General features: G+C 60.6%; 11 protein-coding genes and 3 pseudogenes. 6 read left to right on the top strand and 8 right to left on the bottom strand.

The window, feature by feature from the left end; genetic code table 11:
- Window positions 1-44: 44 nt before the first annotated feature.
- Window positions 45-185, bottom strand: coding sequence for an FAD-dependent monooxygenase (locus ACE103_RS10765; RefSeq protein ID WP_375781084.1), 141 nt, complete (start codon window positions 183-185; stop codon window positions 45-47).
- A gap of 399 nt (window positions 186-584) precedes the next feature.
- Here ACE103_RS10765 and ACE103_RS10760 point away from each other — a divergent pair, with 399 nt between their 5' ends.
- On the top strand, window positions 585-1,931 hold the full coding sequence (locus ACE103_RS10760; RefSeq protein ID WP_375779375.1) for an IS5 family transposase: 1,347 nt from the start codon (window positions 585-587) through the stop codon (window positions 1,929-1,931).
- A 191-nt stretch (window positions 1,932-2,122) separates the two neighbouring features.
- Here the strand turns inward: ACE103_RS10760 and ACE103_RS10755 are convergent, their stop codons facing one another.
- The 4 genes and pseudogenes from ACE103_RS10755 to ACE103_RS10740 form a co-directional block, all read right to left on the bottom strand.
- Entirely contained in the window at window positions 2,123-2,998 is an 876-nt protein-coding gene (locus tag ACE103_RS10755) for a 3-keto-5-aminohexanoate cleavage protein (protein WP_375779374.1), read from the bottom strand.
- A gap of 15 nt (window positions 2,999-3,013) precedes the next feature.
- Complete coding sequence (locus ACE103_RS10750; RefSeq protein WP_375779373.1) at window positions 3,014-3,547, bottom strand: cupin domain-containing protein; 534 nt, start codon at window positions 3,545-3,547, stop codon at window positions 3,014-3,016.
- A gap of 68 nt (window positions 3,548-3,615) precedes the next feature.
- Window positions 3,616-4,614, bottom strand: coding sequence for a fumarylacetoacetate hydrolase family protein (locus ACE103_RS10745; protein WP_375779372.1), 999 nt, complete (start codon window positions 4,612-4,614; stop codon window positions 3,616-3,618).
- A gap of 471 nt (window positions 4,615-5,085) precedes the next feature.
- Window positions 5,086-5,208: pseudogene (locus ACE103_RS10740) on the bottom strand (ATP-binding protein); the annotation flags it as partial.
- 570 nt (window positions 5,209-5,778) lie between these two features.
- Here ACE103_RS10740 and ACE103_RS10735 point away from each other — a divergent pair.
- The 3 genes and pseudogenes from ACE103_RS10735 to istA all read left to right on the top strand — a co-directional run.
- Entirely contained in the window at window positions 5,779-6,345 is a 567-nt protein-coding gene (locus tag ACE103_RS10735; protein WP_375779371.1) for a recombinase family protein, read from the top strand.
- A gap of 67 nt (window positions 6,346-6,412) precedes the next feature.
- Entirely contained in the window at window positions 6,413-6,736 is a 324-nt protein-coding gene (locus ACE103_RS10730) for a recombinase family protein (protein WP_375781083.1), read from the top strand.
- A 154-nt stretch (window positions 6,737-6,890) separates the two neighbouring features.
- Window positions 6,891-7,998: pseudogene (gene istA / locus ACE103_RS10725) on the top strand (IS21 family transposase); the annotation flags it as partial.
- On the opposite strand, the pseudogene ACE103_RS10720 reads toward istA, so the two are convergent.
- Window positions 7,987-8,205, bottom strand: a pseudogene (locus ACE103_RS10720) (ATP-binding protein); the annotation flags it as partial. The pseudogenes istA and ACE103_RS10720 overlap by 12 nt on opposite strands.
- A 293-nt stretch (window positions 8,206-8,498) precedes the next feature.
- Here ACE103_RS10720 and ACE103_RS10715 point away from each other — a divergent pair.
- Together ACE103_RS10715 and ACE103_RS10710 are read left to right on the top strand one after the other, a co-directional pair.
- Window positions 8,499-8,735 carry a TetR/AcrR family transcriptional regulator gene (locus ACE103_RS10715; RefSeq protein ID WP_375779370.1) on the top strand — a complete coding sequence of 79 codons (237 nt, stop codon included), beginning with the start codon at window positions 8,499-8,501 and terminating at the stop codon, window positions 8,733-8,735.
- Between the two features lie 5 nt (window positions 8,736-8,740).
- Window positions 8,741-9,178 (top strand): TetR-like C-terminal domain-containing protein, encoded by a 438-nt coding sequence (locus ACE103_RS10710; RefSeq protein ID WP_375779369.1) that lies wholly within the window; start codon window positions 8,741-8,743, stop codon window positions 9,176-9,178.
- A 66-nt stretch (window positions 9,179-9,244) separates the two neighbouring features.
- Here ACE103_RS10710 and ACE103_RS10705 read toward each other — a convergent pair whose 3' ends face one another.
- Window positions 9,245-9,676: a PaaI family thioesterase gene (locus ACE103_RS10705; protein WP_375779368.1), complete on the bottom strand. Its 432-nt coding sequence runs from the start codon at window positions 9,674-9,676 to the stop codon at window positions 9,245-9,247.
- A gap of 419 nt (window positions 9,677-10,095) precedes the next feature.
- Window positions 10,096-13,230 (bottom strand): Ulp1 family isopeptidase, encoded by a 3,135-nt coding sequence (locus tag ACE103_RS10700; RefSeq protein WP_375779367.1) that lies wholly within the window; start codon window positions 13,228-13,230, stop codon window positions 10,096-10,098.
- Between the last annotated feature and the right edge of the window lie 337 nt (window positions 13,231-13,567).

Genomic DNA, 13,567 nt, shown 5'->3' with positions numbered 1-13,567 from the left:
CGGCCCAGCATTCAGGAACATTTCAGGCGGCGCAATGCGCGCTCTCATCCTGATCGTCGCGCTATAGTCTTGACACCCAAAAAGCCCAGCATGTTGGCTGCCGTCAGCCCGATAGGCCCGGCTCCGACGATTACGACGTCGGCCTCGACCCAGCTACGCCCCTGCGGCCCGCGAACCGGCTTCATCGTGTTACGGAACTGTTCAAGGGTCTTCTGGCCGGCCGCCCCGATGGAGGTTTGCACTACCGTCATGGTATTTTGCCTGCGCCGCTACGAATGGCGAGCGCCGTCAACGACGATACGAAGACGCGTGCTCGCCCGCAAAATGCCCAACGCAGGCCAAGATTGCGGTAGAGATGTCTCCGGCCCGATGACCCGGCGCAACGGCGTCGATCTTGTTGCCGCTTCGACTACAGCGTCGCCCGTGAACAAGTCTCTAAGCGATTGAGCGGGATTCTGTTTTTAGGGTTTGGGAGCGTTTGAGATTTGCAGGGATTTGAAGCTTGAGCGCCGCAAACCTTGCAAATTCGTTTTGTGGATTCCCCTTCGCTGTGAACCGTGCTTGTGTGGCGCATCGAGGGGACGATGCGGCCGAAGAAGCACAAGACGACGGGATCGAACGATCTATTCCGGGCACGGCTGGACCAGATCATCAACATGAAGCGCGAGCTGGTTTTGCTCGCCGGCAAGATCGATTGGGACTGGATCGACGGGGAGATAGCCCCGCTCTACAGCGAGAACGGCAGGCCGGGGATCGAGACCCGCTTCATGATCGGGCTGTTGTTGCTCAAGCACATTTACGGGCTGTCCGATGAGGGCGTGTGCGAGCGCTGGGTCCACGACCCGTACTTCCAGTTCTTCGCTGGCGAAGAGTTTTTCCAGCACGTTTTCCCGCACGAGCGCTCAGACCTGAGCCATTGGCGCAAACCGCTCGGCGACAAGCTGGAGCGGTTGTTGGCCGAGAGCCTTCGGGTGGCGCACGCGGCCGGTGCGTTACGCAGCCAGGACCTCAAGCGGGTCACGGTCGACACGACCGTGCAGCCGAAGGCGATCAGCTTCCCGACCGACGCCAAACTGCTGCATGCGGCGATCCGCGGGTTGAACCGCCTGGCGAGGAAGCACGGGGTCAGACTGCGGCAATCCTATGCTCGCGTGGCCAAAAGCGCAGCGATAATGGCGGGCCGTTACGCGCATGCCAAACAGTTCAACCGGCATCAGCGGCAGCTGCGCATCCTGCGCAGCCGGCTGGGCCGGATCATCCGCGACATCCGCCGCAAGACCGAGGGCCAGCCCGCACTGGAGGAGGCATTCGCCCTCCCGCTTGGCCGGGCCAGGCAGATTCGCTCGCAGCAGCAGCGCCAGCGCGGCTTCAAGCTTTATTCCTTCCACACCCCGGAGGTGGAGTGCATCGGCAAGGGCAAGGCCAGCGCACCTTACGAGTTCGGCGTGAAGGCCTCCATCGTCACCAACAATCGCCGGGCCCCCGGTGGCCTGTTCGTGCTGCACGCCAGGTCGCTGCCCGACAACCCGTACGACGGTCACACCTTGCGGGACGTCCTTGACCGCACCGAGACACTCACCGGCTGTGCGATCGAGCGGGTCTATGTTGACAAGGGATACCGCGGTCACGACGCGCAAAATCCCCGTCGCGTCTTCATCTCTGGCCAGAAGCGCGGCGTCTTTGGTGTCATCAAGCGCGAGCTGCGCCGCCGCTCCGCCATCGAGCCCATCATCGGACACCTGAAGACCGAAGGCCACCTCGGCCGCTGCTATCTCAAAGGCCGCGCCGGAGACGCCGCCAACGTTCTCCTCTCAGCCGTCGGCCACAACCTCCGCCGTGTCCTGGCCTGGCTCAGAGAACTTTTGTGCCTGTTCCTGGTCCCACTCCGGCGGACACTCAACTCTCCAGCTCAGCTCAATCCGGCTTCTTAACGGCCGACTACAGCATGATCCCGACCGGATAGGAATTGAGTGGCCACTGCTCCGGGCGAGACGCTCAAGACCCTGATCAAAGGGGGGTGCCGATGCGGCTGCTCCCGCATGTGACAACCATGATCATGCCGGTGAGATCGCCTTCCCAACATCACCCGTCACAACCTCGCGCCTTCGCTGGTGCAAGACGCCTACCTGCCGAGCAGCAGCTTTCTGGCTTCCTTCGGGGAAGCCGGCCTTGATCCTTGTCTTGTTACGACCCGGGCCGCCTCCTCGACCAGTTCGGCGTTGCTCGAGGCAAGCTTCCCCTTGGCGATATAGAGATTGTCTTCGAGGCCGACCCGCACGTGGCCGCCGAGTTCGCACGCGGCGGCTGCGATCTTGAATTGGTCGTACGCAATGCCAAAGGCGCTCCAGAGCGAGCCAGGCGGAAGCATGTCGCGCATCAGCTGCAGCACATCCCTTTGAGCGGGAGCGCCCCAGGAGACCCCAAGACAGAACTGGAAGAAGGCGGGCGCCCTCAGCACGCCCGCTTCTATCAGATGTTTGGCCAGCCGGATGTGCCCGAGATCGAATACTTCGATCTCCGGCTTGATCCCGGCGTCCGATATCGTTCGCCCCATGAACTCGAGATCGCCCACGAGGTTGACCATTGCAATTCGACCGAAATTAAGCGTGGCGGCATCCAAGCTGCAGATCTCCGGTTTGAGCTTGAGGATGTGGTCGAGTCGCTGCTGCGGCGTCATGGGGGGATTCACCCCGGGGGCCGGCTGAAGCAGCAAGCCATCGGCAGCGTACAGAGAACCCGGCCCACTGGTCAGGTTGATGACCACGTCGGTCGACGATGCCCTGAGACGCTCCACGACCTCTGCATAGAGTGCCAATTCTACCGACGGCGCTCCCGTCGCTGGATCGCGGACATGAATGTGCACCACCGCGGCGCCCGCCTTTGCGGCCTCAATCCCCTGATCCGCAATTTGCTTTGGCGTTACGGGGACAGCAGGACTCTTGCCGACGGTATCTCCCGCACCCGTTAGCGCGCAGGTGATGATGGTGGGGTTGGACATCGCTTTTATCGCCCCCTATTCGTGCTCCGCATCGATCAGCACGAACGCAACCCTGCAGATTTTCTCGGACCGATTCGACCAAGCGTGGTTGGTGCCACGCTGAATTAAGATATCGCCCGGCCGCATCAGCGTCTCGCCTTCGTCCAGCAGGGCCCAGATCTCACCTTCCAGCACAATCGCGTAATCCAGCGTGTGCGTTTTGTGGAAGAAGAAGTGCCGCGCCTTCGTGTCGAATGCTTCGGGGCTGCCGATCCCATGCCTGAACTTTTCAAGCTCCTCACGGGAATAGAGGTGATCCGGCGGGAATTCAGCAATGCGCAGCACATTGCCGCCTGAGGGTGGCTCTATCGCCAGCTTTCGATCCGCAGGAGCCGTCTCCTCCTGCTGCACGATATCAGCCGGGGTTCGGTCTGCCACCCAAACAACGGTTCCCGCCAATCCGGGGGTGCCCGGCACCACATGGACATTGGGTGCCGCATCATCCGAGACAATGAGCGAACGGCCGTCAGCCCGGTGCCCGGTCACAATGCGGCGAACTGGTGTTGCCATGATCGATTCTCACCTGTATCCGAAATGGCGGGTAAAGTGGATTGTCGTGTGAAACCAGCCGAATTTGCTCACCAGAACTTTTTGCGTTTCTCGGGCCACCAGCGTTTTTCCTCCGGCGGACCTATCCTGTTCCGGAGCGTGCCGATCCGCGAGACTTCCAGTTCGAGGACGTCACCGACCTCGAGTTTTCGGTCGATCTCGAGGCCGGATCCGTTGCCGACGGTACCGGAAGCAATCAGATCACCAGGCTGCACGTATTCCGAGATCGACATGTAGGCCAGCAACTCAGCCGGACTCCAAACCGTCTCGGCGCTGTTCCCCCTCGAGCATTCCTTGCCGTTGATGCGGACTGTCATATCGAGGTCATCAAGGCGACCGATCTCGTCCATTGTCACGATCCACGGACCGATGCCGAAGGCGAAGTCCTTGCCCTTTCCCGGCCCCATTCCGATCTTGATCTCGAGTTTCTGAACGTCGCGGGCGCTCCAATCATTGAAGATTGTCACGCCAAAAAGCGCCTGCTGCGCCTCGTCGGGCGTCACATTGTGGCAGACGCGCCCAACGATATAGCCGAGCTCCAACTCGTAATCGAAGTAATCAGTATAGAACGGCTTCGGTACTTCGGCCTCGTGGCCGACGGCGGTGAACGGCGTGCCCTTGAAGTAGCCAGGAATTTCCAGCAACGCCTCGGTCGGCTCCGCTCCGACACGCTCGTGGAATTGCTTGATATGCTTCACGAAAGTGAGGCCGTCTCTGATGAGAGGCGGATCAACCGCACTCAGCCAGTTCACGCTGGATATGGGTGTCGCAGCATCGTCGCCGCGCGACGCAACCGCCTCATGCGCCGTTTCCAGGAAGATCTCGCCGAGAGCAATGCCAGCGGACATGCTTGCAGGAAAGATCGCTGACGAAAACCGCTGCGCAGCTTCTCGGGTGGCACCTTTGGCTTGGCGCCGCAGGAGTTCCGCAGTCGCGAGATCGACAACCCTGTTCTTTGCCGTCTCCACGGCCACGAGCCGATTTACCGCACCGAAGGGAGTATCGACCGAGATACGTCCGAGCTTCATGTGTATCCTCTCTGATTTTTTATACGATACGTTTCGTATCGTTTATTGGCACGTTTGTCAAGAAGCATCATCGCTCGGATGCTCTGGAATGGGGACGCGAGCCGGTTTGTCGAAAGACGTGATGCTATGCTACGGAAACGGACAGGTTCGATTCTCGTTTGAAATGCTCAGCACTGGCCATGGCATCAACCGTTCAAGCAAGACGCACGTCCAAGGCCGCCGTCGTGTGGATTCCAATGATCGCGCGCAGTTATTCCAATCTGATGCCGCGCAGCGTTCCAATCTGATCGCGCGCATGTGAGGGCCCCGATCGTTAAGGCAATTGGCACTATCGTTAGCCCGTGGTCAAGCGGCTGTCGAAGAGATCGCTTTTACGGAGCGAAGCTGACCGGGCGCGCACCCGCAACAGTGCCGTAGTGGCCGGTCAGCTTCGCGGGCAGCCGTCTCGGTCTTCATCGGCCGATCACGTAATCAAGGCCGAGGGGCCGGCGGGCGACGCATGGAGTCACCGTTCAGTTCGAGCCTGTGAGCGTTGTGAAGCAGGCGATCCAGGATGGCGTCGGCGATGGTGGGATCGCCGAACACGGCAGAGTACCCCTATTTTGGAACGGGTCGTATCTCACATCACGATCACCGACCCGCATCATTTTTTGTTCGGGCACCGGCTTGAGGTGCTGAAGGAGCGGTCGGGGCGCGGTCCCGCCTACGTCGTTGTCGCGCTGCCGGACGGACGGCGGCGGGGGGGGGCGGATCGCGTCAACGGACCTTGCCGAGACGTCGATCGCTTCCCGCCCGAACGCGGCCGATCTGCCGCGCATCAGTGTACGTACGCTGATCCCATTGATGCAACATTTGAGGGCGAGTCTGAGCCTTCTCGACGAGAAGGTGATTCGCGATGACCCACCGACCACTCCCAGGTCGCGTTGCGTATCGACCCCTGCCAACGTTGGCAAATCCACCCGGCCGTCCGACGGCCGACATTCCGCGCCTGTGGCCGAATCTGTCGACCGCGACGCAAACCCAGATTGCTCAAACGATCGCCGCGCTGATGCGGCACGCCCGGAAGGGGACTGGGTCGTGCTGATCAGTTCGACCGTCGCTGACGAGCGGCTCACGACCGCACACCGGGCCAAGTTGGCCTAGTCTACGTGCGGGCAGTCATCCGTGAACCTGGTGCGCCAGCATCAGGAGAGCACGGAGCTGCAGTACCGCCTCGTCGATCGCGCCATCGGTCTGGGCTGGCCGCCTGAGCGCGTCCAGGTGATTGACGAGGATCTGGGCAAATCCGATGCTGGCGGCGTGGATCGTCATGGTTTCCAGAAGCTCATTGCCGAGATCGGCCTTGGCAACGCCGGTCGGGTGGTGAGCCTCGACGCTTCTCGCCTGGCCCGCAATAACCGGGACTGGCATCAGCTTCTCGAACTGTGCTCGGTGTTCGGCGTGGTCATTGCGGATGGCGAACGGCTTTACGATCCACGCGCCTATCACGACCGCCTGCTGTTGGGCTTGTCTGACATCATGAGTGAGGCGCGGAGTTGCATCAGCTTCGGATGCGCCTGCACCAAGGCGAACGCCAAAAGGCGGCGCGGGGCGAACTGCGGCTGCCGCTGCCAGGCGGGCTCGCCTATGATCGAGCGGGCACAATTGTTCTCAATCCCGATGAGGAGGTGCAGGCCCGTCTTCATCTCGTGTTTGCCAAATTCCGGGAACTGCAAAGCGCTCGCCGTGTGATGCGGTACCTGGACCGGAACGGATTGTCCTTGCCGGTTCGACCGCTGCTTGACCATCTCCACACGAGATCGTCTGGCGTGCGCCAGATAGTGCACGCGTTCTTAATATCCTCCAGAATCCGGCCTATGCTGGGGCGTATGTTTATGGCCGCCGGCAAAAGGATCCGAGCCGATGCCGGCCGGGATCGCTGACGGGAACGGTCAAGGTAGCGATCGGCGATTGGGCGGTTTGCCTCCACGCCGCTCACCCAGGCTATATCAGCTGGGAGGAGTTCATGGCCAACCAGGGGCGACTGGCAGATAACGTCTGCCGCTATGAGGCAGGACATTCTGGCGTACCGCGCAAGGGGGCAGCCCTGTTACAGGGAATTGCTGCATGTTTCGCGGGATAGTGAGCACGGATTTCAGGGGATCGTGAGCAGAGATTTCAGACGATCGTGAGCACGGATTTCGCGGGATCGTGAGCAACTTTTCAACGGCTCAGCCCGCTTCGGTCGACAACTCAACCGGCTTAGGAACTGCCTCGTCAGTGAACGAGGAAGGCCGATGCCCACCCAGAGATTGTCGATGCGCCGGATCAAAGAGGTTCTCCGCTTAAAACATGTTCAAGGCTTGCCGGAGCGAGCCATCGCGCGCACCCTGGGCATCAGCAACGGTGCCGCGCAAGGCTATCTGCGCCGAGCCGGGGCTGCCGGGCTGAACTGGCCATTGCCGGCCGGAATGAGCGACGAGGACCTGGAGCTGCTTTTCCCTGCGCCGAGGCCTGCGTCGCAGAGCGCGCAGCGGCCCGTTCCCGACTGGGGCTATGTCGACAAGGAGCTGCGCCGCCGCAACGTGACCCGCCGGCTACTATGGGAGGAGTATCGCTATCGCGGCACCCATCCTGATGGATTCGGCTACACTTGGTTCTGCACGACCTACGAGGCCTGGAAGGGGCGAGCCCGGCCTTCGATGCGGCAGACCCATCTGGGTGGCGAGAAGGTTTTCGTGGATTTCGCCGGGGACACCATCGACGTCATCGATCCCTCAAGTGGGGACAAGCGGGGAAGTGCAGTCGATGAAGCTGTTCGTCGCGGCAATGGGCGCCTCCAACTATACCTACGCCGAGGCCTGCCCAAGCGAGGGGCTCGCCGACTGGATCCGGGTCCACATCAACCCTTTTCGCCTTCCTCGGTGGCGCGCCGACATTCGTGGTTTGCGACAATCTCAAGGCCGCCGTCACCAATGCCGACCGCCACGATCCTGGCCTTAATCGAACCTATGCCGAGATGGCGAGCCACTACGGCACGGCCATTCTCGCAGCCCGGCCACGGCGCCCAAAGGATAAGGCAAAGGTCGAAGTTGCGGTGCAAGTCGCCCAGAGATGGATTCTGGCGCGGCTGCGCAACGAGCGCTTCTTTTCGTTGGCGGAGCTGAACGCAGCCTAAAAATACTCGTCGTCGAACTCAATGCCGGGCAGATTCGCGACTTTGGCGCCAGCCGCGCCGAACTGTTTGCGGAGCTCGACAAGCCCAAGCTCACAAAGCTGCCGGACCAGGCTTACGCTTTCGCGCGCTGGAAGCGATGCCGGGTCGGCCCTGACTATCATATCGAGATCGACGGACACTGGTATTCCGCGCCGTATCGGCTCATCCGTGAGCTCGTCGATGCGCGCAAGGTCCAGTTCTTCGAACAACCGCGGCAGCCGGGTGTAAAGTACAGCGTGGTTGTCCCGGCAGGCTTTGTGACCAAGCGCACAGCCAAGCCAGCTTTTCCCGACGCCGGTCGGCCCGACAATGGCGCAATTCTCATGGTTTTTGATCCAGTCTCCCTTGAGCAGCATGTCGAACAAGCGGCGGTCGAGCCCACGGGGGGCGCGATACGCGCGTCGAGAGCCCAGCCTCAAGGCTCAACCTCACAATCTCGCGCACCTGGCGCATGATACCCCTCCTCGTCGGCATCCAATTCTCCAAGCTGTTCCAGCCGAAGAAATGGCCAACGATCAGGCTTCACACCATCCGAAACTGCGCGCGATCAAATCGGAATGCCGCGCGGACAATGCTCGGAATGCTGCGCGCGATCATTTCGGAACCCTGCGCGCCATCAAATCGGTACGGTGCGCACCATGATCTCGGAATCCGCATGCCGTCGCCGGCGGACACATGAATCCTGAAGATGCATCGGATTCACGACCCAATCGGACGCCCCCGCGACCTCGCATCTAAGCGGTCGATCTTGTCGGCGACGATGAGTCTGTTGCAGTCCACGTCGGTCTCCGGCCTGGTGATTGAAGCAGTCGCCCGCGAGGCCAAGGTTTCAAAGGCGACGATCTATCGCTGGTGGGACAGTAAGCTACCGAGCGGAGCGGCCACTTGTGGCAGTAAGACCAGGCGTTCTTCCACAACCGGATAAGCGCATTGGTTATCGATGCGTTCATGGAATCTCACTTCGGCAACACTCCGATGCCAACTGCAGTTGATCCGCGGACGGCGCCTAAGCGCCATCTTACGTCACTCGTGCAGTATTTCAGCGGTCGGGCAGGAAAACTCGTCATACAAATCTTCTGCGAAGGGCGCGACAACAACCCACTGTTGGCCGAGTTCAACGAACGATTTGCCAAGAACCGGCGGCGTCTGGTTCAGGAGACCTTCCAGCGAGGACAAGTGGAGGGGCTATTCAGGTCCGACATAGACGCCGCATGGACCGTCGAGATGCTGTATTCGCCGATCTATCGTCGTCTGATATTTGGCCAACCATTGGATGAGGAATTCATCCAGTTGCTTGGCGCGGGTGTCGACCTGTTTTCGGCCCCCGCAAAATCAAATATCTCGCGATCGATCCGGAAAAGTAAGTAAAGCCAACATCACTCGCTTGCAGCATTTGTCGCGCGGTCACGGGTTCGGCCGCGCCGAGGCGAGGTGTTACGATAGCAAGAGAGGAAGCCCCCGTGGCCACCGCCCCGTTCTCGCGATCCAGAAGCCTCGCACACGCGAATACGATGCTTTTTCCGCAGCGCTCGATTTCAGCAACTGCTCGGTACTGGCCCGGCCTTGCCGACCGAATAAAGTAACGTTCATGTTTATTGTCGCGACGGAGAGACCGTCGGGAATTGCCAATAATGCCGCATAGACCATACCAAAATCCAGCATCGTGGAGACGGCGCCCCCGTGAACCACATCCTCGGCTTGCAAGAATTGCCGGCCGACAACGAAGGACAATTCGATACGCGGCCCAGCGAGATCGATCTTCTCGAGCTTGGTCTCCAGGGACTCAGCAAGAGAGGTCGACTTGATTGCAGCCGGGAGCCTGGCGCCGGATTGATATTGACGAAAAAGCTGTTGATCGAGGTTCATCGCGTTCTTTCAAAAAGTACCAGCCAACGCCCGGCGGCTCTCGATCCGAGCAACCGCCGCACGGGCCGTCGCCGTCCCATGTCAAAGCCAGCGGCCGCTTTCGTCTTTCTTCAGCCACCGCCGCAGCTTTCGGTCATCATCGGCGCCTTGCGATCAATGCACCGGCGCTGCGTTCGCCGGACGGAGAGGCGGTGGCGGCCCACCCGAGCACGTCGATGGGTTGAGGGCAGGCTGCAAGAATCTGCATCAGCTTGGACTTGGCGCATTGCTGCGTGACATCGGTCTACCCAGCAACTTCTAGCCGGCCTGAAAGTCGGTGGGAGGTCATCATCGCCCTGATCCCCTCGTTCAGGTCACCGCGCAGAGTCTGATGGTGTCGGCGAGAGCCGCTCCAGCCAGCTCTAACAGCAGAACCGACATCAGCCCCCGAGTCGGTTTTGCAGTGCCTGCCGATCGACGACGAGCTCGTCGAGGTTCAGCAGGTCTGGCTGCTGTCCTTGCACCAATTGGTTAACCAGCTCCCGCGTGCCGTCCACCACGTAGACGCCGCAATCATAACCGTTCCGCTGCCGGGCCATGCCGGCTCGCTCCAGGGGGACGCCCAGCCTTGCTGCGAGCAGTGCTGCAGGCTCGTCGTTGTATCCCGAGGCGGAGTCGTAGTGATAGGCAACCGGACTTTCTCGGTTGCGGCGATCAACGAACAGCAGCGACCAATGGCTGCCGCGGAGATGAGGATCCGTACCGGCATCATTCACTGGCATGAACAGGAAGTCGGCTGTATCATTACCATTCTGATTATAGACGATGTGCTGGAAGGCCCTTAGCGCGTCGCTCGCGTCGCCCAAGCGCAGCTGCGTGGCTACGAGGGGATCCACCAACCGCGCCCGGGCGGCGAGATGCGGATTGTTCCCGTGCAACTCCTGCGCCAGGAGTTCGTAATCCCTCGCGATATGTTCGTCACCCAGCCATTCCGTGGTTCCGAGCACCCGTCCGCTGCGGTCGCCGGCAGAGGCACTCGCAGTCGAAGCACCGATCCGGGCATCAGGAACCGAGGACGGGCCAGGGTGATGGATCAGCTGCGCGTCGCGGCTTCCTCGCGGCCCCAATGCGATGGAGTAGGTCTCGCCGTTGATAGAGACCGGCTGGGGAGCCATTCGCGAACTCGGCAACAGCATTTTATTGTCCAATACATCGAGCAGCAAGTCCGGCACCGGCTGCGAGCCATGCTGCCAATCCTCGCCGACGAGATATCCGATATCCTCGAGCTCCTGCGGCATGCCTGATGGAGCGATGAAGAACGGCGGTCTGCCGGCAGGGCTGAGCACCGGCCTTGACTGGGCATCGTCACGCATTTCCAGCGGTGTGGACGGCAGATCAGCGATAGATCCAAGACCGCGGTAAATTTCTGACGACCGAGCTGGTTCGCTCCGGGCCGGCGGCGCATAATGAGCATCATCACGCACATCCTGCGGTGTGAACGGCAAATCAGCGATAGATCCAAGACCGCGGTAGATTTCTGACGACCGAGCAGGCGCGCCTTCCGGACCTGGCCACATACTCGGATCAAAGTCGGACGGTATCTGCGGCGACCAGGTTGATCCAGACCCGGCAGGTTGATCCGACTCCGACGACGGCCCCAACCAAGGGCCGGTCCACCCGACAGGTCCCTGCCCTCCGGCTTGAGCCGCATCGCGCCAAAGCTGTTGCTGATCGTAACTGTCAGTTTGCGACCCGGCAGGCTCCCGCCCACTTGCCCGCTCAGGGGACAACCCGAGCGCCGCGTTCGCCTCGACGACTTGTAGGTATTTCCGAAGCCTGTCGAAACTCACGCTGAACTTCTCTTGTCCAATGGCTTTCCTGAACTCCTGCAAATCGTTCGTCAACTTTTTTTGATTGCTGTTCAGTCGGCTCGCTAAACTCCCCTTGCCCTCTCTTTGGAGCCACTCGCTAAACCTGCGTTGGCGGCTAGCCAGGCGATGCAGAGGTCCTTTCTGTTCCCTGGTTGCCCCGGGTCCAAGATTGCGTAAGGATTGGTTGAATAAACCGTCGATGAGACGGGCGTCGACGGAATGGGGATCTAGGAGACGGCGCCCCATGACGTCAGGCCCGGGTCCGATTGTGGCGAATTCTTTACCCTCAGGCCCGAGCCTGCGGAGATTGAACAGCGCCGACTGGAGGCGGTCATGAGGGTCCCCACCCTCGCTCCTGTACTCCAGAATGTCCTTGGCTAGTGAGTCGGCTTGTGAAGGGTCTTGATACCGAGAAACCAGGGACGACCTATTGTTTCCTCGAAGCCACCGAGCAAGCTCGCTAAGAAAGGCTAGATTTCGATCGATGGTCGCTGGGAGAACGTGGCGCCGCCCGGCCTCGGCGAACTGCTTGAAGAGATTTTCGTCCTCGGGATAAGGACGACGTCCGATGACCTTCCCGGTGCAGACATCGAGCGCCGTCAATGTCCTATGGACACGTTTGTTGCCACCACCCTCCACAAACTCGTCCGCACGGGCATTCAGTTGATCTGGATCCTCAAGCAGGCTGGCCAATGTCAAGTTCCTGGGTTGAAGCTGGAGCCAGCGGCTGAACGAGCGCAGAATGCCCGCCAAATCTTTAACGGTGGGGGCGGCATATTTGCCGGAGGCTCTGCCAATGAACTCGGAAATAAGGCGCTCGTCCTCCTGGGACGGTTGCCGCAGCATGTTCCCGGCGCGGACATCTTGGAGCGCTGTCAATGCGCTATGGACACGGTTGTTGCCACGAGCCTCCGCAAACTCGTTCGCAAGGGCATTCAATTGATCAGGGGCGTGAAGTAGGCTGGCCAAGGTCAGGTTCTTGTCCGGATGCTGAAGCCAGGCGCTGAACCGGCGCAGAACGGATACCAAATCATTAACGGTGGTGTTGGCATAATTGTTGTAACGGACCTGGAGGGCCGTGTTCCTGAATCCGGAAATGAGCTGCTCGTCCTCGTCGGAGGCGCGGCTGCGCTTGGCGAAATCCATTCGAAGCTCTGAATGGACCACGATCGACGTCCAGCCGCCGGACGAGTTTTCGCTGCGACTTCCCCCAAACGCTTTCCCAACCCCTGACTTAATGCGCGACCACAGGCCACGGTTTTTGCCATCCTTCGTCTGCATTGTGGGCCACGCCTCGGGCGGCGAGATCGAGATGTAGTCCGCACTGCTGTCATGCAAGTCTGACTGCGACGCCCCCCCGGTCGAGCCCCCGAGGGGAGCGTGAGGGAGGTCTGCACTGTAGCACGCGCTGCTGAACCGGTTATCCCGCAGGCTGGACTGCGGCGGCATCTGCATCGAACCGCCGATCTCAGTGCGCCGGATCGTTCCATGCGCCGCTACGGGGCGAGTATCGGGCGGGCTAGCCTCTGCGGAGCTCTCATCGGAGGAATTGAGTTGCAACTCGCTCAGTTGCTGTTCAAAGCCCGCTTGCCCCGCAGGCATGCTGTCCGACTGTTGCCTCGCCCGCTGCTGTTCTAGCAAAGCGGGGTACTCCTGCATCCAAGCCGCCGTGTTGAATGGGTCGATTGAATTGTCGGGTTTCATAGCGCTTTCCCTTGAAGAGACAGACAGACTCTTCGCAATCTCCGGAGCTAAGCCCGGATCTGGAGGACGGTCCGCAGAGGTTTCAGCTTGAGACTGAGATCGTCGAGATCGAAAACCGGAAAAGAAAAACAAGCCATCATACGGCAGTTGCCGTACGGCCCATTCCGACTTCGCGCATGACTCACACCGGCGAGGACAGGCAAGGCGGGACGATAAAGTCGCCCCGCCCTCAGCATTACTGAACGCGCTCGTTGGTTGCGTTCTTGTGGACCCGCGAGCCGGGTCGAAACCACGCGCGTCAGGTCAGACACCCCTGTCTGTCTCTTCCACGCGCCGT

Source organism: Bradyrhizobium sp. ma5 (genome assembly GCF_042258955.1).
GTDB lineage: Bacteria > Pseudomonadota > Alphaproteobacteria > Rhizobiales > Xanthobacteraceae > Bradyrhizobium.
Note: the sequence above shows the minus strand (reverse complement) of the source record. Positions and strands in the feature narration are given on the sequence as shown.